At 65.3% G+C, this 20,607-nt stretch carries 17 protein-coding genes, 1 other RNA gene and 1 pseudogene; 9 read left to right on the top strand and 10 right to left on the bottom strand.

Features of this window, described 5'->3' with window-relative positions:
• An RNA gene (ffs, locus tag ACFQU0_RS18295) (signal recognition particle sRNA small type) lies at positions 1-79 on the bottom strand; the annotation flags it as partial.
• A gap of 65 nt (positions 80-144) precedes the next feature.
• Between ffs and dnaX the strand changes: the two genes are divergently transcribed.
• The 4 genes from dnaX (at position 145) to ACFQU0_RS18275 (ending at position 4,073) form a co-directional block, all read left to right on the top strand.
• Complete coding sequence (gene dnaX, locus ACFQU0_RS18290; protein WP_382203167.1) at positions 145-1,920, top strand: DNA polymerase III subunit gamma/tau; 1,776 nt, start codon at positions 145-147, stop codon at positions 1,918-1,920.
• Positions 1,921-1,983: 63 nt separating this feature from the next.
• Complete coding sequence (locus ACFQU0_RS18285) at positions 1,984-2,307, top strand: YbaB/EbfC family nucleoid-associated protein (RefSeq protein ID WP_382203166.1); 324 nt, start codon at positions 1,984-1,986, stop codon at positions 2,305-2,307.
• Between the two features lie 19 nt (positions 2,308-2,326).
• A complete protein-coding gene (recR, locus tag ACFQU0_RS18280; protein WP_382203165.1) occupies positions 2,327-2,917 on the top strand; it encodes a recombination mediator RecR in 591 nt (196 codons plus the stop codon).
• Between the two features lie 115 nt (positions 2,918-3,032).
• A complete protein-coding gene (locus ACFQU0_RS18275) occupies positions 3,033-4,073 on the top strand; it encodes an ABC transporter substrate-binding protein (protein WP_382203164.1) in 1,041 nt (346 codons plus the stop codon).
• Positions 4,074-4,082: 9 nt separating this feature from the next.
• On the opposite strand, the gene ACFQU0_RS18270 is transcribed toward ACFQU0_RS18275, so the two are convergent.
• Together ACFQU0_RS18270 and gloB are read right to left on the bottom strand one after the other, a co-directional pair.
• On the bottom strand, positions 4,083-5,630 hold the full coding sequence (locus ACFQU0_RS18270; protein ID WP_382203163.1) for a transglycosylase SLT domain-containing protein: 1,548 nt from the start codon (positions 5,628-5,630) through the stop codon (positions 4,083-4,085).
• Positions 5,630-6,406 (bottom strand): hydroxyacylglutathione hydrolase, encoded by a 777-nt coding sequence (gene gloB / locus ACFQU0_RS18265; RefSeq protein WP_382203162.1) that lies wholly within the window; start codon positions 6,404-6,406, stop codon positions 5,630-5,632. The genes ACFQU0_RS18270 and gloB overlap by 1 nt, the downstream gene beginning before the upstream one ends.
• A gap of 166 nt (positions 6,407-6,572) precedes the next feature.
• Between gloB and ACFQU0_RS18260 the strand changes: the two genes are divergently transcribed.
• The 4 genes from ACFQU0_RS18260 (at position 6,573) to ACFQU0_RS18245 (ending at position 12,294) form a co-directional block, all read left to right on the top strand.
• Entirely contained in the window at positions 6,573-7,397 is an 825-nt protein-coding gene (locus ACFQU0_RS18260) for a class I SAM-dependent methyltransferase (protein ID WP_382203168.1), read from the top strand.
• Between the two features lie 14 nt (positions 7,398-7,411).
• On the top strand, positions 7,412-7,849 hold the full coding sequence (gene rnhA, locus ACFQU0_RS18255; RefSeq protein ID WP_382203161.1) for a ribonuclease HI: 438 nt from the start codon (positions 7,412-7,414) through the stop codon (positions 7,847-7,849).
• Positions 7,850-7,965: 116 nt separating this feature from the next.
• On the top strand, positions 7,966-9,171 hold the full coding sequence (locus tag ACFQU0_RS18250) for an efflux RND transporter periplasmic adaptor subunit (RefSeq protein ID WP_382203160.1): 1,206 nt from the start codon (positions 7,966-7,968) through the stop codon (positions 9,169-9,171).
• A 21-nt stretch (positions 9,172-9,192) separates the two neighbouring features.
• On the top strand, positions 9,193-12,294 hold the full coding sequence (locus tag ACFQU0_RS18245) for an efflux RND transporter permease subunit (protein WP_382203159.1): 3,102 nt from the start codon (positions 9,193-9,195) through the stop codon (positions 12,292-12,294).
• A gap of 32 nt (positions 12,295-12,326) precedes the next feature.
• On the opposite strand, the gene ACFQU0_RS18240 is transcribed toward ACFQU0_RS18245, so the two are convergent.
• Both ACFQU0_RS18240 and ACFQU0_RS18235 read right to left on the bottom strand, forming a co-directional pair.
• Positions 12,327-13,934, bottom strand: coding sequence for a sulfatase family protein (locus tag ACFQU0_RS18240; protein WP_382203158.1), 1,608 nt, complete (start codon positions 13,932-13,934; stop codon positions 12,327-12,329).
• A gap of 1 nt (position 13,935) precedes the next feature.
• Entirely contained in the window at positions 13,936-14,916 is a 981-nt protein-coding gene (locus ACFQU0_RS18235; protein ID WP_382203157.1) for a Bug family tripartite tricarboxylate transporter substrate binding protein, read from the bottom strand.
• A 100-nt stretch (positions 14,917-15,016) separates the two neighbouring features.
• Between ACFQU0_RS18235 and ACFQU0_RS18230 the strand changes: the two genes are divergently transcribed.
• Positions 15,017-15,916, top strand: a complete 900-nt coding sequence (locus ACFQU0_RS18230) for a LysR family transcriptional regulator (RefSeq protein ID WP_382203156.1) — start codon at positions 15,017-15,019, stop codon at positions 15,914-15,916.
• On the opposite strand, the gene moeA is transcribed toward ACFQU0_RS18230, so the two are convergent.
• The 5 genes and pseudogenes from moeA to ACFQU0_RS18205 all read right to left on the bottom strand — a co-directional run.
• Positions 15,909-17,189, bottom strand: coding sequence for a molybdopterin molybdotransferase MoeA (gene moeA, locus ACFQU0_RS18225; RefSeq protein WP_382203155.1), 1,281 nt, complete (start codon positions 17,187-17,189; stop codon positions 15,909-15,911). The genes ACFQU0_RS18230 and moeA overlap by 8 nt on opposite strands.
• Positions 17,190-17,819 carry a molybdenum cofactor guanylyltransferase MobA gene (gene mobA, locus ACFQU0_RS18220; protein WP_382203154.1) on the bottom strand — a complete coding sequence of 210 codons (630 nt, stop codon included), beginning with the start codon at positions 17,817-17,819 and terminating at the stop codon, positions 17,190-17,192. It lies immediately after the preceding gene.
• A 2-nt stretch (positions 17,820-17,821) separates the two neighbouring features.
• The gene (gene moaA, locus ACFQU0_RS18215) at positions 17,822-18,937 is read right to left on the bottom strand and encodes a GTP 3',8-cyclase MoaA (RefSeq protein WP_382203153.1); all 1,116 of its coding nucleotides are present in this window, start codon (positions 18,935-18,937) and stop codon (positions 17,822-17,824) included.
• 26 nt (positions 18,938-18,963) lie between these two features.
• Positions 18,964-20,397, bottom strand: coding sequence for an aldehyde dehydrogenase family protein (locus ACFQU0_RS18210; RefSeq protein ID WP_382203152.1), 1,434 nt, complete (start codon positions 20,395-20,397; stop codon positions 18,964-18,966).
• Between the two features lie 10 nt (positions 20,398-20,407).
• Positions 20,408-20,607, bottom strand: a pseudogene (locus tag ACFQU0_RS18205) (C4-dicarboxylate ABC transporter permease); the annotation flags it as partial.

Below are 20,607 nucleotides of genomic sequence, written 5' to 3'. Positions count from 1 at the left end.
CGGCACTGACTCCACAGTTAGGGCTGCTTGGTTCCCCACCTGACCCGGTTGGCCGCTTTGCCATGCGGGAAGGCCCGTCACCGCGTATTGTAGGCGACGCCGGGCCCCGTTTTGCCCAACGCGCCACCATAGAATCGACGCCCTATGTCCTACATCGTCCTGGCCCGCAAGTACCGCCCCAAGAATTTCGCCGAAATGGTGGGGCAGGGCCACGTGGTGCAGGCTTTGGGCAATGCGCTCACCACACAGCGGCTACACCACGCCTACCTGTTCACAGGCACGCGCGGTGTGGGCAAGACCACGGTCTCGCGCATCCTGGCCAAGTCGCTCAACTGCGTGGGACCGGATGGCAACGGCGGCATCACCGCCACGCCCTGTGGGGTGTGCCAGGCCTGCACCGACATCGACAGCGGCCGCTTTGTGGACTACACCGAGCTGGACGCGGCATCAAACCGGGGCGTGGACGAGGTGCAGGCCCTGTTGGAGCAGGCGGTGTACAAGCCGGTACAGGGACGCTTCAAGGTCTTCATGATCGACGAAGTGCACATGCTCACCAACACCGCCTTCAACGCGATGTTGAAGACGTTGGAAGAGCCGCCCGAGTACCTCAAGTTCGTGCTGGCCACGACCGACCCACAAAAGGTGCCGGTGACCGTGCTCAGCCGATGCCTGCAGTTCAACCTGCGGCCCATGGCGCCCGAGACCGTGCTGGAGCACCTGACGCAGGTGCTGGCACAGGAAAACGTGGCCGCCGAACCCCAGGCCCTGCGTTTGCTGGCGCGCGCCGCGCGTGGCTCCATGCGCGACGCGCTGTCGCTGACCGACCAGGCCATTGCCTTTGGCGGCGGCCAGTTGCAGGAGGCCACCGTGCGCCAGATGCTGGGTGCGGTGGACCGCAGCCACGTGTTCGCCCTCATCGATGCGCTGGCCCACAGCGATGGCGCTCAGGTGGTGCAAACCGTGGACACCTTGCGCTTCAACGGGTTCAGCGCCGCGTCCACGTTGGAGGAAATGACGGGTGTGCTGCAGCGCATGGCGGTGGCGCAGAACGTGCCCGCGCTCGCCGCAGCCGACAGCACCGACCCGGAGGCGCAGGAGGTGGCCCGCCTGGCCCAAATCCTGCCGGCCGACGAGACCCAGTTGCTCTACAGCCTGTGCCTGCACGGGCGCGGCGAACTGGGCCTGGCGCCCGACGAGTACGCTGCCCTGACCATGGTGTTGTTGCGCCTGCTGGCCTTCAAGCCGGGGCGGGTCGCGCCAGCGCAGCCGGTGGGCGACGCGGTGGAAAAAAAAAGCCTGAAACCGGCGCCTGAACCCGCGCGTTCAGCCCCGCCACAACCCGCACCGGTGGCGGCAATGGCATCTCGAGCAGCCGAGCCTTCTGCCCCAACGCCCGCACCCGAGCCAGCCCGTCCGCCCGAACCCATGCTGGCACCGGTGGCCGGCGAGCCGCAGCCATCGCCGGAGTTGCCAGTGGTGTCAGCGCTGCCAGCGGTCGTCAACGCGCCCGCAGCGGCACTCCCGGCCGTGGTGAGCGCAGAGGAAGCCGACTTCTGGTTTGACACCGTCATGGACCTGGTGCGGCGTGAGCTGGTGGCGGCACTGGTGCGCGAGCTGGCTTTGCAGTCGCAGTTGCTCGCGCGCGAGGGCAACACCTGGCGCCTGGTGGTGGACCGCGATACCCTCAACCAGCCGGGCACCCGTGACCGCCTGCAAACCGCGCTGGCGGCCGCGGGCCATGCCGTCACGCTGGTGGTGAACACCGGGCCGGTGGCCGATTCGCCCGCCCGCCGCCTGGCCGCACAGGCCGCCGCTCGCCAGAACGAAGCCGAAGCTGCCATGGCGGGCGACCCATTCGTGTTGCAGCTCATGCGCGAATTTGGCGGCAAAATCGTGCCCGGCAGCGTGCGCCCCCTCTGATGCTTTGATCTGGCGCACGCCAGACACCTTTTTCGGTCTTTTTCGTATCAACCAAGGAATTTCATGTTCAACAAAGGACAACTCGCCGGCCTCATGAAGCAGGCCCAGGCCATGCAGGACAACCTCAAGAAGGCGCAGGAGGAACTGGCCCTGATCGAAGTGACCGGCGAGTCTGGCGCTGGTCTGGTCAAGGTGCTGATGACCTGCAAACACGACGTCAAGCGCGTCACCATCGACCCCAGCCTGCTGGCCGATGACAAGGACATGCTGGAAGACCTGGTGGCCGCCGCCTTCAACGCCGCTGTGCGCAAGGCTGAGGAAACTTCGGCTGAAAAAATGGGCAAGCTGACGGCGGGCCTTCCCCCGGGCATGAAGCTGCCGTTCTGATGCGCGCACGTTTGCCGCTGTGAGCGCGCTCGACGCCCTGACCAGCGCCTTGCGTTGCCTGCCTGGCGTGGGTGTCAAGTCGGCACAGCGCATGGCCTACCACCTCATGCAGCACGACCGCAATGGCGCGCTGCAACTGGCCCAGGCCTTGCAAGTGGCCACACAGCAGGTGCGGCACTGCACGTTGTGCCACACCTTCACCGAAGACGAGGTGTGTGCCACCTGCGCCGACCCCCAGCGCAACCGCAGCCAGCTCTGCGTGGTGGAAACGCCGGCCGACCAAGCCGCGCTGGAGCGCACCGGCGCCTACAAGGGGCGCTATTTTGTGCTGATGGGCAAGCTCAGCCCTTTGGACGGCATCGGTCCCAAAGACATCGGGTTACAAAAGCTGTTCGACCGCATCGCCGTGGACGGCGAGGACGCGGTGAGCGAGCTGATTCTGGCCACCAACTTCACCGCAGAAGGTGAGGCCACGGCCCATGTGATTGCCCAGGCGCTCAAGGGGCGCGGGGTGCACGTCACGCGGCTGGCGCGGGGTGTGCCGGTGGGCAGCGAACTCGAATACGTTGATCTGGGCACCATCGCCCACGCGCTGGTCGACAGGCGCTGAAACAGCCGTTCTGGCGCTCGGTGTAAACCCGCTTGGGACAGAACCCGATGCCCAAGGCATCGGTCGTTCATTAGCATTTGGGTCAGTTTGACAATTTGCCACCACCCGGGTGTTCATGACCGAGCTAAACCGCCGACAACTGCTGCAGTTGGCTTGCCTGAGTGCCTTGGGTGGTCACCTGTTGCCTGCGACGGCGCAAGACAAGCCAGAGCGCGCCAGGTTGACTTTGGCGGTGGGCGGCAAGGCGGGTTTTTATTACCTGCCCTTGACCATCGCGGAGCAGCTGGGTTTTTTTAAAGCCGAAGGTTTGTCGCTGGAGATCCGCGATTTTGACGGCGGGTCACAGGCCCTCAAGGCGGCCTTGGCGGGCGCAGCCGATGTGGTGTCAGGCGCCTATGAGCACACCATTGGTCTGCAGGCGCGGGGTTTGTCCTACCAGGCGTTTGTGTTGCAGGGGCGGGCGCCACAGATCGCCATGGGCGTGTCGCTCAAGACCCTGCCGCACTACCGCCACCTGACGGACCTTCGAGGGCGGCGCATTGGTGTGTCCGCGCCCGGCTCGTCCACCAATCTGGTGGCCAACCTGGTGTTGGCACGTGCTGGCATCCGCCCGCACGAGGTGCAGTTTGTGGGCGTGGGCACCTCGGCAGGCGCTTTGCGCGCCTTTCGCACCGGCGAGATCGATGCGTTGAGCAACATCGACCCGGTCTTGACCGTGCTGGAAAAAGCCGGCGAGATCCGCATCGTCTCCGACACCCGCACGCTCAAGGGCACCAAAGACGTGTTTGGTGGCCCCATGCCGGCAGCCTGCCTCTACGCGCCGCAGGCCTTCATTGAACGCCATCCCGCCACCTGCCAGGCACTGGCCAATGGGGTGGTGCACGCCCTCAAGTGGTTACAAACGGCCGGGCCTTCCGACATCATCAAGGCCGTGCCCGAGGCCTACATGATGGGTGACCGAGGCCTGTACCTGGCGGCGTTCAACAAGGTGCGTGATGCCCTGGCCATCGATGGTTTGATGCCAGAGGCCGGCCCCGCCACGGCCCTGCGCTCGATGGCGCTGGTGGACGAGTTGGTGCGTGCCGACCGCATTGACCTGGCGCGCACCTACACCAACACGTTTGCCCAGCGCGCCAAGCTGAAGTTCCGCGCCTGAATCCAGCGCTCAGCGCGCGGCCACCTTGTTGCGTGTAGCGGTGGGTTTGGCCTTCTGTTTGGTTGTGGTGCGCTTGGCCACTTTGGTGCCGGCTTTGCCCGCGGGTTTGGTGGTGGCGCGGGCCACGTGTTTGGCCTTGCGCGGGGGCAACATCAGGGCCAATGACTGGCCTGCCTTGAGTGGCGAATTGATGCTGATGTTGTTCCACTCGGCCACGCTGCTGGCACTCACACCATAACGGCGGGCCAGGGTCATCACGTTTTCGCCCTTGCGCGCCCGCACCGTGGTGCGCTTGAGGATGACTTCGGGCTGCAGCAGCAGCTGAGCGTTGTCGGCCACGTGTTCGGGCACATCGGCGTTGTTGCGGCCGTTGCGGTGCACCAGCAGGGTGGCGCCCTTACGCACCAGCATGCGGGGCGGAATGTTGTTCACATGGCGCAATTCGGCCTCACTCATGTCCAGGCGGGCCGCTGCTGCGGCCGGGCTCATGGTCGATGGTGCGGTCCAGGCGGTCCAGCTCGCCAGCGGTCCGGTGTGGGTGGCGAGCCGTTGCTGGAACACCGCTGCGTTGTCCCAGGGAAGCAGAATGTGGGGGGTGCCAGCGGACATGATGACCGGCTTGTTCAGCGAGGGGTTGAGGGCGCGAAAGTCCCGTTCATCCACGTCAGACAAGCGGGCCACCACCGCCACGTCGATGTCGCGCTCGATGGGCACCGAATCGAAGAAGGGGTGGTTGCCGATCAGGGGCAATGCGGTGTTGAAGCGCTGGGGCGTGGCCACGATGTTTTTCACCGCCTGCAACTTGGGTACGTAGTAACGTGTCTCGGTCGGCATGTTGAGGTCGAGGTAGGTGGTGGCCTTGCCTTCGCGCTGGTTGCGGGTGATGGCCCGGTTCACGTTGCCCTGCCCCCAGTTGTAAGCAGCCAGTGCCAGGTGCCAGTCGCCAAAACGTTTGTGCAACTGCTGCAGGTAGTCCAGCGCGGCGCGGGTGGACGCCAGCACATCACGGCGGTCGTCGCGGAACATGTTCTGCTTGAGGTCGAACGATTCACCCGTGGCAGGCATGAACTGCCACATGCCGGCCGCGCGCGCGCTGGACACCGCGTTGGGGTTGAAAGCGCTTTCGATGTAGGGCAGCAGGGCCAGCTCGGAGGGCATGTTGCGCCGCTCCAGTTCCTCGACGATGTGGAACAGGTATTTGCTGGAGCGCTCGGTCATGCGCTGGATGTAATCGGGTCGGCTGGCGTACCACTGTTCGCGGTCACGCACCAGGTCGGTGTCGAGGTCGGGCATGGCGAAGCCACGCCGAATGCGCTCCCACAGATCGGTCGGGGCGGCCAGGGTGGCCACATCCGGGCCGCCCGAGGGGGTTGCGACAGCCAGTTCGGTCAAGGGGCCAGAGGGCATCACCGCAGCGCGAGGGCCGGTGGGCTTGTGCCCGCTGGACGTGATGGGCGCCGTGGCGCTGCCGGTCTGCGGCGCGGCCGTGGGGGTGCCGGCACAGCCGGCGAGGGCGGCGCTCAGAATGAGGGCCAGCCAGGGTAAGGTTCGTGACATCAGAATACGTTTTTCCATTCACGCAGGGCGGCGAAGACGGCAATGTCGTCCGGCGCGGTGTGGCCGGTGTGCTGTTGCACCGCCTGGGCCACCGTTGGCAGCCGGCTGCGCAAGAAGGGGTTGATGGTCAATTCCAGCCCCATGGAGCTGGGCAGGGTGGGAAGGTTCCGCGCGCGCAGGCCTTCACATTGCGACGCGTAGGTGGCGAGCGCCTGGTTCTCGGGCTCAACCGCGCGTGCAAAGCGCAGGTTGCTCAGCGTGTATTCGTGGGTACAGCACACCCGGGTGTGGGGGGGCAGCGCCGCCAAGCGGTCCAGCGAATCCAGCATCTGGGCCGGTGTGCCTTCAAACAGCCGGCCACAACCGCCCGAGAACAAGGTGTCGCCACAGAACAGCAGGGGCGCACCGTCCACGTCGTCACAGTGGTAGGCAATGTGACCGGCGGTGTGGCCGGGCACGTGCATCACCTGGAAACGCAGGCCCAGCACATCGATGTGCTCGCCTTCGTCCAGGCGGGTCAGTGGCTCGGGCATGGGTTCTGCGACGGGCCCATACACCTGGGCCCCGGTGGCTGCTCGCAGTTCGGCCACACCGCCGGTGTGGTCGGCGTGGTGGTGGGTGAGGAGGATGGCGCTCAGCGTCAAGGCCTTTTCACTCAGGTAGCGCAACACGCCCGACGCTTCGCCGGGATCCACCACCAACGCCTGATCGCCTTGATGCAGCGCCCAGATGTAGTTGTCGGAAAAGGCCGGGATCGGGAACAGGGAATGGCTCATGCGTGAAAAATTCAGGGCCACGGAAAGGCGGCGCAAGTCGAACTGTACCCCGGGCGGCGTGCGGCGCTGGCAACGTTTACCATCGGTCACCCTATTTTTGGCCGCCCGTGCACCGCAGGCCTGACCCTTGAACACCACCGATTTACCTTCCGCCAGCGCTGCTGGCATTGCCGACTGGTTGCAGACGCCACCCGGTCGCTACCTGCTGGCATGGGAGCAGGCACAGTTTGCGTCGGCGGTGGCCGACGTGTTTGGCTTTCACGCGGTGCAACTGGGCCTGCCCGAACTGGACGCCCTGGCCGCCAACCGCATGCCACACCGCTGGCTGGGCCTGCCCGAAACCGAATTGCCTCTGGTGCAAAACACAGCGCCCGATCAGGCCGAGCCCTGGCCGGGGTTGCAGCGCTGGGCGTTTGTGGCCCACGCAGCGGCCCTGCCATTTCCGGCGGCCAGCCTCGATCTGGTGGTGTTGCCCCACACCCTGGAACTCAGCGCCGACCCCCATGCCGTTTTGCGAGAGGTCGAACGGGTGCTGGTGCCAGAGGGGCGGGTGGTCATCTCAGGCCTCAACCCGGCCAGTCTGTGGGGGCTGCGCCAGGCGCGGGCCCATTTGTGCGCGCGCCTGGGCCTGTCGGCTTTTGGGGCCTCACACCTGTACCTGCCCGAAGCTGGCGAGTTCATCGGCCATTGGCGCCTGCGTGACTGGCTGCGGCTGCTCAGTTTTGAGGTGGACAGCTGCCGGTTTGGCGCCTACCGCCCGGCGGTGCGCACCGACAAATGGCTTCAGCGCTGGTCGTGGGTCGAACCGGTGGGCGCACGTTGGTGGCCCATTCTTGGCGCGGTGTACTTCATCACCGCCGTCAAGCGCGTGCGCGGCATGCACCTGCTGGGCCCCGCCTGGAAGCCACGCCGCGCGGCCGCTGCAGCGCCTGTGACAGCAGCGCGGCACACCCACCACACCTCTCACTTCACACCCAGGAATACCGATTGAGCACGCCGACAAACATGAACACCGTGACGATTTACACCGATGGTGCCTGCAAAGGCAACCCAGGTCCGGGTGGCTGGGGCGTGTTGCTGAGTGCCGGTGCCACCGAGAAAGAGCTGTTTGGCGGCGAACGCGAAACCACCAACAACCGCATGGAGCTGACCGCCGTGATCGAGGGGCTGGCCGCCCTCAAGCGCCCGTGTGTGGTGCATCTCTATCTGGACAGCGAGTACGTGCGCAAGGGCATCACCGAGTGGATTCATGGCTGGAAAGCCAAGGGCTGGAAGACCGCTGCCAAACAACCGGTGAAAAACGCCGACCTCTGGCAAAAGCTCGATGCCCTGGTGCACCAGGGCGTGCACCAGATCCATTGGCATTGGGTCAAAGGCCACGCCGGCGACCCCGGCAACGAGCGCGCCGACGCCTTGGCCAACCGGGGTGTGCCTGGGCGCTGAACAGGTCCAAACCGGCGTAAACATCGTGTAAAGCCGGGGGACATTGGCCGCCTTGCTGCACTGCGAAATGCGCCGCTGCTACATTGACAGTTGGTAACAGACTGGGTGAAAAACGCATGGCGAACAAAGTGATGGTGTGGGTGCTGGCCGGCGCGGGTCTGGCGTTGGCCTCAGGTGGCGCCTGGTGGCTGCAGCAACCGAGCAAAGGCACAACCACAGAGAAGCCCGCCGGGCAGGGGGCTGGCATGGGTGCGGGTGCCGGTGCGGCGCGCCCGGCTGGCCCAGGTGGCCCGGGGGGCGGTGGCGCGCCCGGTGTCGAGGTGGCCAAGGTCAAAACCATGCCATTGCAGGACGACGCCCAGGCCGTGGGCAGCCTCAAGTCACGTCAGAGTGTCATTCTGCGGCCCGAGGTGGCAGGCCGTGTGGCCGAGCTGGCATTTGCCGACGGTGCCCGTGTGCGCAAGGGCCAGCTGCTGCTGCGGCTGGACGACACCTTGCAGAAAGCCGAACTGAGCCAGGCCGAAGCCCAGCTGTCGATTGCCCGCGCCAACCTCAAACGCAACCAGGAGCTGGTGGCCGAGAACTTTGTGGCCCAGCGGGTGCTGGACGAAAGCCGTGCCAGCCTGCAGGTGGCCGAGGCGCAGGTCGCGCTGGCCCAGGCGCGCCTGGGCCGCATGCGCATCGTGGCGCCGTTTGACGGCACCGTGGGCATCCGCACCGTGAACCTGGGCGACTACGTCAAGGACGGTGCCGACCTCGTCAACCTCGAAGACACCTCCACGCTGTACGTGGATTTCCGCATGCCTGAACGCTACCAGGGCCAACTGGCCGTGGGTCAGTCGGTGAAGGTGCAGATCGACGCTTTGCCTGGGCGCGATTTCACGGCCAAAGTGCAGGCCCTTGACCCGCTGGTGGATGCCAACGGCCGCTCGGTGTTGGTGCGCGCGGCGGTGGTGCCCGCGGCCGACGCGACCTTGCGCCCCGGCATGTTTGCGCGTGTGACCACGGTCTTTTCCGTCAACGAGGCCGCCCTGGTGGTGCCCGAAGAGGCCTTGGTGCCACAAGGCAACCGGCAACTGGTCTTCAAGCTGGCCTCCGAAGGCGAAGGCGAGGCAGCCAAAACCGTGGTCCGGCGCACCGAAGTGCAACTGGGCGTGCGGCGTGGCTCGCAGGTGCAAATCCTCAGCGGTCTGAGCGAGGGGGACACCGTGGTCGTGGCCGGCCAGCAGCGGCTGCAGCGCGATGGCATGGCGGTCCGCGTGGTGGACATGAGCAAGCCCGGCGGCGCCGCACCCAAGACCGAAGCGGCCCCCGCGCGCTGACACCGACCACAGAGGCCAGCCATGCAACTGCCAGAAATCTCCATCCGCCGCCCGGTGTTCGCGTCGGTGTTGTCCCTGCTGATCCTGCTGGTGGGCTGGGTGTCGTTCAGCAACCTCACGGTGCGCGAGTACCCCAAAATCGACGAACCCACCGTCACGGTCAGCACCCGCTTTGGCGGTGCGTCCAGCGAAGTCATCGAGTCGCAGGTCACCAAGGTGCTGGAGGATTCGTTGGCCGGCATCGAAGGTGTGGACATCATCACCTCCATCAGCCGTCAGGAGCAGAGCCAGATCACGGTGCGCTTCAAGCTGGAGCGCGACCCCGACTCTGCCGCCGCCGACGTGCGCGACAAGGTCAGCCGCGTGCGCCAACGCCTGCCGCAGGGCATCGACGAGCCGGTGATTGCCAAGGTGGAGGCCGATGCGTTTCCGGTGGTGTGGCTGGCCTTGAGCTCGGACACCTTCAGCCCGCTGCAGCTCAGCGAGATGGCCAACCGCATCGTCAAACCGGTGCTGCAGACGGCGCCTGGTGCTGCCGATGTGCGCGTGTACGGCGAGCGCAAGTACTCCATGCGCGTGTGGCTGGACCCGGACCGCCTGGCCGCCTACCGCCTGACCGTGCAGGATGTGGAGGACGCCATCCGCCGCGCCAACCTGGAGGTGCCCGCCGGCCGCATCGAAAGCTCGCAGCGCGAGTTCAACGTCACCGCCGCCACCGATTTGCAGCGGCCCGAGGAATTTGCGTCCGTCACCATACGCAACGTCAATGGCCTGCCGATTCGCATTGGCGACGTGGCGCGTGTGGTCCAAGGCCCGCAGGACGAGCGCACCTCGGTGCGCCTGAACGGGCGCGATTCGATCTCGGTGGGCGTGATCCGCCAGGCCACGGCCAACCCGCTGGAGCTGTCGGCCGGGGTGCGCGCCTTGCTGGACAAGGTCAAGACCGATTTGCCCCCGGGCATCAACGTGGACATCGCCAACGACAACTCGGTCTTCATCGACCGTTCCATCAAGGCGGTGTACACCACCATCGCCGAGGCGGTGGTGCTGGTGGCGCTGGTGATCTTCGTTTTCCTGCGCACCTTGCGGGCGTCCATCATCCCCTTGGTCACCATACCGGTCAGCCTGATTGGCACGTTTGCCCTGCTGTCGCTGTTCGGGTTCTCCATCAACACGCTCACCTTGCTGGCGCTGGTGCTGGCCATCGGGCTGGTGGTGGACGATGCCATCGTGGTGTTGGAGAACATCTTCCGCCACATCGAAGAGGGCATGAAACCGTTCGACGCCGCCATCAAGGGCGCGCGGGAGATTGGTTTTGCGGTGGTGGCCATGACGCTCACGCTGGTGGCCGTGTACGCGCCGCTGGCCTTCACCCCAGGCCGCACCGGCCGGCTGTTTGCCGAGTTCGCGCTGGCCCTGGCCGGCGCGGTGCTGGTGTCGGGTTTTGTGGCGCTGACGCTGTCGCCGATGTTGTGTTCCAAGCTGCTCAAACACAACCCGAAACCCAACCGCTTCGACCGAGGCATGGAGCGCGTGCTGGTGGCGCTGACCAACGGCTACAGCCGGGTTTTGGTCGCATCCCTGAAGGTGCGCTGGCTGGTGGTGGCGGTGATGGTGGGCAGTGCGGTGGGCAGCTGGGCGCTGCTCAAGACCACCAAACAGGAGCTGGCGCCCATCGAAGACCGTGGCGTGATCCTGACCGTGATCAACGGCCCGGACGGCGCCACGCTGGACTACACCCGCCGCTACGCCGAGGCCATCGAGCGCATCGGCCAGAACTACCCCGAGTTTGACCGCATCTTTGCCAACATCGGCAACCCCACCGTGGCGCAAGGCAACGTTTTTCTGCGCGCCACCCCGTGGGAAGAGCGCACGCGCTCGACCCAGGAGATCGCGCGCGAAATTGCGCCCAAGCTGGCCGGTCTGCCCGGGGTGAGCGCCTTTGCCATCACGCCGCCATCACTGGGACAGGGTTTCCGCGAGCGCCCCATCAACTACGTGATCGTCACCTCCGACAGCTACGAAAACTTGTCCAAGGTGGTGCGGCAGTTTCAGGACGCGCTGGCCAAGAACCCCGGCTTCGTGCAGGTGGACACCGACCTGCGCCTGAACAAGCCCGAGATCCGCATGGACGTGGACCGCGAACGTGCCGCCGACATGGGCGTGAGCGTGGATGCCATTGCCCGCACGGTCGAAACCATGTTGGGTGGGCGCATCGTCACCCGCTACAAACGCGGCGGTGAACAGTACGACGTGGTGGTGCAGACCGAAGGCACCCAGCGCAGCACGCCCGACGACATCGACCGGCTGTTTGTGCGTGGACGCAACGACGCCATGATCCCGTTGGCATCGCTGGTCAAGACGCGCGAGGTGGTGGTGCCGCGTGAACTCAACCACTTCGGCCAGCGCCGCAGCGCCAGCATCACCGCCAACCTGGCACCTGAATTGGCGCTGGGCGATGCACTGAACTTCATGGACCAGACAGCGCGCGAAATCCTGCCCGCCGGCTACACCACCGACCTCAACGGCCAGAGCCGCGAATTCCGCAGCTCGTCGGGTTCGCTGGCCCTGGTGTTCGTCCTGGCCCTGGTGTTCATCTACCTGGTGCTGGCGGCGCAGTTCGAGAGTTTTGTCGATCCGCTGATCATCATGCTCAGCGTGCCGCTGTCCATGCTGGGCGCCTTGCTGGCGCTCAAGTTCACGGGTGGCACGCTCAACGTGTTCAGTCAGATCGGTTTGATCACGCTCGTGGGCCTCATCACCAAACACGGCATCCTGATCGTTGAGTTTGCCAACCAGCTGCGCGAGCAAGGCATGGCCATGCGGGATGCGGTGCAGGAATCTGCCGCGCTGCGGCTGCGGCCCATCCTCATGACCACCGGCGCCATGGTTCTGGGCGCCATTCCCCTGGCCTTGGCCAGCGGTGCCGGTGCCGAAAGCCGCCAACAAATCGGCTGGGTCATCGTGGGTGGCATGAGCCTGGGCACCTTGCTCACCATTTTTGTGGTGCCCACCATGTACACCCTGTTCGCACGCAAAAAGGTGCCCGGTGGCAACAAAGCCAATGTGAGCGAGGGTCCCTTGACCGAGGTCTCACACCACGAGGTGATTCCGGCCAAGTGAGCCTGGTCGCGAGAGCCGGTCTCCGGATCGGCTCAAGCCACCGCAGAGGGCAAGGGGGATGTGTCCGCGCCTTCGCTCAAAGCCATCAACAGCGCCTCACAAAGGCGAGCACGATCGACTGATTCGCTACCCCAGCGGTTGTGTTGCTCCAGCGGGTCCTTCTGCAGATCGTAGAGTTCACACAGATCGGAGATGTTGCTCGTCGTCAGCCGCCAATGCTCGGTGACCAGGCTGCGCAGCCGGTAGCGGCGTGTGCGGCCGTGCGGCAGCACCACAGGTTCGCTTTCGACCAGCACGCCGGGACGAGGCATCGGCGCTGATGTGGTGTCATGCAACCAGGGCAGCAGGTTGACCCCCTGGATACCGTTGTAGGGTGCGAGCCCACAGCGCGCCAGCACCGTTTGCGCGATGTCCAAGGTGCCACACGGCAAGTCCAGCGTCTGGCCTTGCCGTTGGAGCGACAAAGAAGGATCACACCAAACAAAGGGCACCCGCGTCAGGCCATCAAAATGCATTGCACCCTTGAGGACCATGCCATGGTCGCCCATCATGTCGCCGTGGTCACTGGTGAATATGACCACCGTGTTCTTGTCCAGCTCAAGTTCACGCAGCGTGGCAGTCAGGCGGCCCACCTGATCGTCGATGAGCGAAATCATGCCGAAGGTCAACGCCAGGATTTCCTGGCACTCGCGCGGGTTCACACCAAAGGCCCCGTAGCCTTCCCGCGAGCCACCGCCCTGGGTGTAGCGCTGCACATCACGCACAAACTGCGAATCGCCCGGCATGCCGTAGCTGGCCGGCAGCGCCACCTGGGCCGGGTCGTACATGTCCCAGTAGCGGCCTGGTGGCGTGAAGGGGTGGTGAGGATCGGGGAAGGAGACCTTCAGAAAAAAGGGCTGTGCCGGTTTGTCGTGCGCATGGCTACGCAGCCACTGCTCACTTTGCTCGCCTATCCATGTGGAGGGATGTAGTGCTTCTGGCATCGCGGTGCGCCAAGCTTGTGGGGCGCTGTAGCGTGAGTCAGGCAGGGCGTTCTCGCGCCCGCGCAGCCGATCCGTATCGGGATGCTGCTGGGTCAACCAACGGGCGTAGTCCCCCTGCACCTGATCGCCATGCAGCGTTGCAAGCTTCACTTGCTGAAAGCCGTAATAGGGGGTGTCCACCGATCGGCGTTGACCGCTGCGCCAGTCCGGTGTCCACTCATTGCCATAGCCGGTGCCTTCCCGTCCGCGTTTGCGGGCATCTTGCAGGTGGGCGGGTGGCTCATTGCCACCGTTGCTGTTGCGCCACCGCCGGCGCAGAGGGCCGTCGTAGCCAAAAGACTGTAGGTGCGACTTGCCGATCAAGGCGGTGGCGTAACCGGCCGCCTCCAGCAATTCGACAAAGGTGGTGTGATCGCGCGAAAGGTTGATGCCGTTGTGCACCACTCCGTGTTGAGAGGGCATGCGCCCTGTCATCAGGGTGGCCCGGTTGCTCATGCACGTGGTGCTGGCGGCATGAAACCGTTTGGCTCGCACACCACGAGTGGCCAGTTCGTCGATGTGAGGGGTGCGCAACAGCGGGTGTCCGGCACAACCCAAGTGGTCTGCGCGGTGCTGATCGGTGACGATCAACAAAACGTTGGGGCGGGTCGCTTGCATCTCAGTCGGCCATGATTCTGAATTGCTTGATCAGTGCGCCGTACCGATGGTAGTCGGCACGCGTTTTCTCGACGAAGAAGGCCCGTGTCTCGGGTTGCATGACCTGTCCCATGCCTTTGAGCTGTGTGGCCACCTGTGGCATCTGCACCACCTCGTTGAGGGTTTGGTGGAGGTTGTCCGCCAAGCCAGCCGGCAAGCCCTTGGGGCCATAGACGCCGAACCAAATGTCGGTTTCCACCCCTGCAAACCCCTGTTCCGCCATCGTTGGCACGTCCGGCAACAGGCTGCTGCGCACTTTGTCCACGGTGGCCAGTGGTAGCAGTTTGCCGCTGTCGATCAAGGGTTTGGCCACCGGCAGGCCCAGGTAGACCAACTTCACATGGCCGCCGAGCACATCGCTGATGGCTGGGCTTGTGCCGCGGTAGGCCACATGGTCAATCTGCACACCGGCCACATGATTGAACAACTCGCCCGCAATGTGCATGGGGGTGCCATTGCCAGGGCTGGCGTAGGTCATGCCGGGGGTGACTTTGGCGCGCCGGGCCAGTTCTCGCGCGTCTTTCACTCCCAGGCTGGGATGGGCCAGCAACAACATGGCGCTCGAGGACACAAGCGCGATCGGTGTGAAGTCGTTGACTACGTGCGCAGGCGGCTTGGCGCCAGGCGCGAGCACGTGTGGTGCCATGGTGAAGGTGTTGGGCGTCACCAACAGGGTGTGCCCGTCGGCTTCTGCGCGAGCCACCGAGTCGTTTCCCAGGTGGCCAGCCGCGCCCGGCCGGTTTTGAACCACCACTGGGGTGGCCCAACGTTGTTGCAGCTGCTGCGCCAACAAGCGCGCGATCTGGTCGGGCGCTCCCCCAGCCGGGAATGAAACCACCAGGGTCACGGGTTTGCCTGGCGCAGTGGGCATGGTCTGGGCATGGGTAGACCCGGCTTGCAAGGCGAGGCAGGCGAACAACTGCAGCAGGAAGGGGCGTGTCATGGTCAACTTTCGGAGGACGATGAACGCACTTTACGGCGCCGCCCATCTCGCTCATAGTGACCGGACACTTGAAACTCATACAACGGGAATTTGTTAATTTATGGACCGACTCCGTCTCATCTCAACCTTCTTGGTTGTTGCGCAGGCCGAGAACTTCAGCCGCGCTGCGCTGCAGCTAGAGGTTTCCCCACAAGCCGTCAGCGCGCAGATGGCCCAGCTTGAAGCTTGGCTCGGTGTTCGGCTGTTTCAGCGCACCACGCGCCGCGTGGCCCTCACGGACGAAGGGCGGTTGTACTTTGAACGTTGCCAGGGCGGCTTGCAGCTCATCGAACAGGGCGAGCTGGAGTTGCGCGAGCGGCGCGATGAAGCGCAGGGCGGTGTGCGTGTGGTGGCCAGCCCCAGCCTCGGGCAGGTGTTGGTGGCGCCCCTGGTGGCGAAATTCAATGTGCACCATCCGGGCATCAGGGTCGAGTTGGTCACGCAACATCAATTTCCTGACGTGGTGGACCAGGGGCTGGATGTGGGGGTGATTGGTGGGCACCTGCCCGTGAGCACACTGGTGGCGCGCCGTGCCGGGCGTTTCACCCACTTGTTGTGTGCCTCGCCTGACTACCTGAATCAGCACGGCACGCCCGCCACGCCGAACGACCTCAGGCTGCACCGTTGCATTGGGCTGCGTCATCCGCGGACTGGCCGCATCTGGCCATGGACATTCCAACAAGGCAGCCGGCTTGTCACTGTGGAGCCTGCGTTGGTCACCGTGACGCAAGATCCCGCAGTACAGCGTCAACTCGCCCTGAACGGGGCGGGCATGGCGCAGGTGGCCGACTACTTTGCGAGACCCCACATCGCGCGAGGCGAATTGGTCAATGTGGGTCTCGGCTATAGCGGGCAACGCATCGACGTGCACGTCTTCGTGCCCCGGCGCGAGCACCTGCCCAAACGGGTGCGGCTGGTCAGCGATTGGCTGTTTGAGGGCTTGCGTGACAGCCTCAGATGACGCCGCTGAACACCATCACGTCGACCTCGTCGCCCACGGCCACGTTGCCCTGGCCATGGTGCAACACGATCAGGCCGTTGCCTTGCACCATGGAGCTGAGCACGCCTGAGCCCTGGTTGCCGGTGGTGCATACCTGAAGCGTGCCATCAGGTGCGGTGCTGACGGTGCCGCGCTGGTACTCGGTGCGGCCGGGTTTTTTGCGCATGGGTTCCAGCGATTTCGCTTTGAGCAGCGGGGGCGTGTGGGCCGCCACGTCTGCAACGCCCATGAGTTTGAGCAGGGCGGGGCGCACGAATGCGAGGAAGGTGACCATTACCGCCACCGGATTGCCCGGCAAACCAAACATGATGGCGCCGCTTTCCAGCCTGCCCACAGCCATGGGTCTTCCCGGCCGCATGGCGATGCGCCAGAAGGCCACGTCGCCCAGCTTCTTCATCATGGCCTTGGTGTGGTCGGCTTCGCCCACACTCACACCGCCGCTGGTGATGATGGCGTCGGCCTGCGCGGCGGCGGCACGGAAGGCGACCTCCAACGTGGTGGGCTCATCGCGCACCACACCCATGTCGATCACCTCGACCCCCAGGCGGGTGAGCAGGCCAAACACGGTGTAGCGGTTGCTGTCGTACACGGCGCCTTCGCGCGGTGCCTCGCCCAGGCTCAGGATTTCGTCGCCTGTGGAGAAGTAGGCCACTTTGAGGCGGCGGAACACCTTGACCGCGGGCAGTCCCAGGCTGGCGATGAGGCCCAGCGCCGCCGGGCCGAGTTTGGCGCCGGCGCGCAGAGCAGGGCGCCCAACCATCAGGTCTTCGCCGAGCAGGCGGCGGTTGTCGCCACGTTGCAGCGCGCCCGCCGGAATGGTGATGCGCCCTTCGCCCGCCTGCGTCATTTCCTGCGGCACCACGGTGTCCAGGCCGGCGGGCATGATGGCGCCGGTCATGATCTTGACGCACTCGCCCGCCGCCACGTTGCCCGACCAGGCCTTGCCGGCGAAGGCCGTGCCGTCCAGCACGCGCAGCGTGAGCGGCTGGTCTGGCCGCAATTGCGCGCCGTCCAACGCATAGCCATCCATGGCCGAGTTGTCGTGTGGCGGCACGCTGATGGGGGAGACCACGTCTTCGGCCAGCACGCGGCCCAGCGCATCGAACACACCGACGGTTTCGACGTCCGTCACCGGGCTCACCAGCTCGGCCAGAAAGGTGTTGACGGCGGCGGCACTCAGCGCCTGCGGGTCGTAGCCTTGCAGCGCCGCCGCGATCTGGTCCAGTGTCTTCATTCAGCGGTTTTCCAGGGCCTGGAGTTCGGCCAGCGTGTTGGCATTGAAAAAAGCCTTGGGGTCGTCGCCCGGTTGGTTGAAGGGCACCAGAACGGTTTGGTGCTGCCCCGTCCAGGCGTCGATCTTGCGACCACCGCCTTGCACAAACACGGCCAGGCTGGCCAGCAGATCGGTGTGTATGAGGCTGAACACCGGCTGGGCACGCAGCTGGTCATCGTCTTCTGGGGCTGCGGCCATGGCAATCTCGGCACCTTCGCGCACCAGGGCGGATGCCAGGCGCTCGGCCAAATCCAACGGAAACAGGGGGCTGTCGCAAGGGGTGGTCAACAAATAGGGTGTTTCGCAACGCTCCAGCGCGGTCAAAAAACCAGCCAACGGGCCTGGAAAATCGCCCACGGTGTCGGGCCACACCGGCACCCCAAAGGCCTCGTAGGCGGCCAGGTTGCGGTTGGCGTTCACCATCACCTCGCCCACCAGTCCACCGCTTTGCATTTGCAGGCGCAGCAAGGTGTGCAGGGCCAGCGGTGTGCCGTTGAAGTTCTGCAGGCCTTTGTCCACGCCGCCCATGCGCGAACCGCGTCCGCCTGCCAGCACCACGGCCGTGATTTGTCCAGGTTCAATGGGTGTCATCGTCATCCGCCGATATAGCTCATCTCGACACGCCGCCCACCGCTTGAGGCATCGGGCGGCAAGCTGGCGCGCAACTCCGAATAGCGGTCGTCTCGTTTTTGCCAGATGTGGGCAACGGCCGAAGCCAGTTGTTCGTCGCTCGCCTGGCCGCGTACCAGGGCGCGCAGGTCGTGGCCTTGGCTGGCAAACAGGCACAGGTAGAGCTTGCCTTCGGTGGACAGCCTCGCCCGGTTGCAGTCGCGGCAAAAAGCCTGGGTCACGCTGCTGATGACACCGATCTCGCCGCTCCCATCGGCGTAGCCCCAGCGTTCGGCTGTTTCACCAGGTGCGCTCGGGTCCAGCTGCACCAGCGGCAGTTCGGCGTGGATGCGCTGCACCACCTCGGCGCTGGGCAGCACCTCGTCCATGCGCCAGCCGTTGGTGGCGCCCACGTCCATGTACTCGATGAAGCGCAACGTCACGCCCGTGCCCTTGAAGTGGCGCGCCATGGGCAAAATCTGGTCTTCGTTGGTGCCGCGCTTGACCACCATGTTGACCTTGATCGAGCCCAAACCGGCTTCCCGCGCGGCCGCGATGCCGCCGAGCACGTCGGCCACCGGGAAGTCCACGTCGTTCATGGCACGGAACACCGTGTCGTCCAGGCCGTCCAGGCTCACCGTTACGCGGTTCAGGCCGGCGGCCTTGAGGGCAGCGGCCTTCTTGCGCAGCAGGCTGCCGTTGGTGGTCAGGGTGATGTCCAGTGGCTTGCCCTCGGCGGTGCGCAGGCTGGAGAGTTGCTCGATCAGGATTTCCAGGTGTTTGCGCAGCAGCGGTTCGCCGCCGGTCAACCTGATCTTCTGCACGCCATGCGCGACAAATTGGCGCGCGATACGCGTGATCTCTTCAAAGCTCAGCAACTCGCTGTGCGGCAGGTACTGGTAGTCCTTGTCGAAAATCGACTTGGGCATGCAGTAGTTGCAACGGAAGTTGCAACGGTCGGTGACGCTGATGCGCAGGTCGCGCAGCGGCCGGCCCAGCGTGTCGCCAAGCAGGCCGTTGGCGGCAATGGCCTGCTCAGGCACGCGGGCCACCAGGCCGCGCAGGCGCTGGTCAACGAGGGGAATGACGCGGTCGGACATAGCCCCGATTGTGCCCAATATGCCCATCACCCGTGGCGTATGGCCACGGTCTTCAAGGTGGTGAAGCCCAGCAAGGCCTCAAAGCCCTTCTCGCGCCCGTAGCCCGACGACTTGACGCCGCCAAAAGGCAGCTCCACGCCGCCGCCCGCGCCGTAGTTGTTGACGAAAATCTGGCCGGCTTTCACACGTTTGGCCATGCGGAACTGGCGGCCGCCATCGCGTGTCCAGACGCCGGCCACCAAGCCGAAGTGGGTGGCGTTGGCCATGGCCACGGCCTGATCTTCATCGTCAAAACACATGGCGGCCAGCACCGGGCCAAACACCTCTTCCTGCGCCAGGCGGTGGTTGACCGGCACGTCCCGCAGCAGCGTGGGGGCGGCGTAAAAGCCGCTGGCGGGCGCTTCGCTCACCACCTGGCCTTGCGCCACGATGGCGATGCCGTCGGCACGCGCCTGTTCCAGAAAGCCTCGCACGCGTTGCTGCTGCGTTGCGCGGATCAGCGGACCGAGGTCCAGGTCCATCTTGGGCGGGCCGGCACGCAGCGCGCTGAAGGCTTTGCCGAGCCTGTCCAGCAGCGGTTCATACAGCCCACGTTGCACCAACAACCGCGAGCCGGCGCTGCAGGTCTGGCCGCTGTTCTGCACGATGGCGCTGATGAGAAAGGGCAAGGCGGCGTCCACGTCGGCGTCGTCGAACACGATCTGCGGGCCTTTACCGCCCAACTCCAAGGTGACTGGGCAGTGCCGTTCGGCCGCCACCTGCTGGATGATGGTGCCCACGCTGGGGCTGCCGGTGAAGCTGATGTGGTCGATGCCGGGGTGGCGCGCCAGCGCGTCGCCCACCTCGTGGCCGTAGCCGGTGACGATGTTGATGGCACCGGCCGGAAAGCCTACCTCGGCCGCCAGCTCGGCCACACGGATCAGCGACAGGCAGGCGTCTTCCGATGGCTTGACCACACACACGTTGCCGGCTGCCAGGGCACCGCCCACACTGCGGCCAAAAATCTGCATGGGGTAGTTCCACGGGATCACGTGGCCGGTCACGCCGTGGGGCTCGCGCCAGGTCAGCACGCTGTAGCCATCCAGATAAGGGATGGTGTCGCCGTGCAGCTTGTCGCCGGCGCCGGCATAGAACTCGAAGTAGCGCACCAGGGCCAGCGCGTCGGCCTTGGCCTGTTTGGTGGGCTTGCCGCAGTCGCGCTGCTCGATGGCGGCCAGCTCGTCGGCGTGTTCGGCCACCTTGGCGCTGAGTTTCATCAGCAGCCGGCCGCGTTCGGCGGCGCTCAGGCGCGCCCACGGGCCTTCGAAACACTGGCGCGCGGCTTGCACGGCAGTGTCCACATCGGCGGCGTTGCTGCGTTCGATCGTGTCGTAGGTCTGGCCATCGGCGGGGTCGATCACCGGCAGCGTTTGACCGGAGGCCGAACGCACGGCGGTGTTGGCAATGAAGTTCAAGGGCATGGGTGATCCTTTATTGGGGGCCAATGGCCGGCGCCGGCCCAATGGGGGCCACAACCGGTGCTTTGTTGAACACCGCATCACGCAACGTGAGCGAGATGGCGGGGATGTAGGTGATGAGGGCCAGGCAACCCATGATGACCAGCACAAACGGCAGCAGGTGGCCCACGATGCGGTCCAGCGAAATCTTGGCCACCGTGCACGCGGCAAACA

It is taken from the genome of Hydrogenophaga defluvii, assembly GCF_042665235.1.
GTDB classification, from domain to species: Bacteria; Pseudomonadota; Gammaproteobacteria; order Burkholderiales; family Burkholderiaceae_C; genus Hydrogenophaga; species Hydrogenophaga defluvii_A.
The sequence above is the reverse complement of the archived record's forward strand: the minus strand, read 5'-3'. Positions and strand labels throughout refer to the sequence as shown.

Excerpts from the sequence above, each read along its gene's own strand:
- mobA (WP_382203154.1), bottom strand. The coding sequence starts at position 17,819 with ATGACACCCATTGAACCTGGACAAATCACGGCCGTGGTGCTGGCAGGC.
- rnhA (WP_382203161.1), top strand. The coding sequence starts at position 7,412 with ATGAACACCGTGACGATTTACACCGATGGTGCCTGCAAAGGCAACCCA.
- ACFQU0_RS18210 (WP_382203152.1), bottom strand. The coding sequence starts at position 20,397 with ATGCCCTTGAACTTCATTGCCAACACCGCCGTGCGTTCGGCCTCCGGT.
- moeA (WP_382203155.1), bottom strand. The coding sequence starts at position 17,189 with ATGAAGACACTGGACCAGATCGCGGCGGCGCTGCAAGGCTACGACCCG.
- ACFQU0_RS18245 (WP_382203159.1), top strand. The coding sequence starts at position 9,193 with ATGCAACTGCCAGAAATCTCCATCCGCCGCCCGGTGTTCGCGTCGGTG.
- gloB (WP_382203162.1), bottom strand. The coding sequence starts at position 6,406 with ATGAGCCATTCCCTGTTCCCGATCCCGGCCTTTTCCGACAACTACATC.
- ACFQU0_RS18230 (WP_382203156.1), top strand. The coding sequence starts at position 15,017 with ATGGACCGACTCCGTCTCATCTCAACCTTCTTGGTTGTTGCGCAGGCC.
- ACFQU0_RS18240 (WP_382203158.1), bottom strand. The coding sequence starts at position 13,934 with ATGCAAGCGACCCGCCCCAACGTTTTGTTGATCGTCACCGATCAGCAC.
- ACFQU0_RS18275 (WP_382203164.1), top strand. The coding sequence starts at position 3,033 with ATGACCGAGCTAAACCGCCGACAACTGCTGCAGTTGGCTTGCCTGAGT.
- moaA (WP_382203153.1), bottom strand. The coding sequence starts at position 18,937 with ATGTCCGACCGCGTCATTCCCCTCGTTGACCAGCGCCTGCGCGGCCTG.
- ACFQU0_RS18285 (WP_382203166.1), top strand. The coding sequence starts at position 1,984 with ATGTTCAACAAAGGACAACTCGCCGGCCTCATGAAGCAGGCCCAGGCC.
- ACFQU0_RS18250 (WP_382203160.1), top strand. The coding sequence starts at position 7,966 with ATGGCGAACAAAGTGATGGTGTGGGTGCTGGCCGGCGCGGGTCTGGCG.
- dnaX (WP_382203167.1), top strand. The coding sequence starts at position 145 with ATGTCCTACATCGTCCTGGCCCGCAAGTACCGCCCCAAGAATTTCGCC.
- ACFQU0_RS18235 (WP_382203157.1), bottom strand. The coding sequence starts at position 14,916 with ATGACACGCCCCTTCCTGCTGCAGTTGTTCGCCTGCCTCGCCTTGCAA.
- ACFQU0_RS18270 (WP_382203163.1), bottom strand. The coding sequence starts at position 5,630 with ATGTCACGAACCTTACCCTGGCTGGCCCTCATTCTGAGCGCCGCCCTC.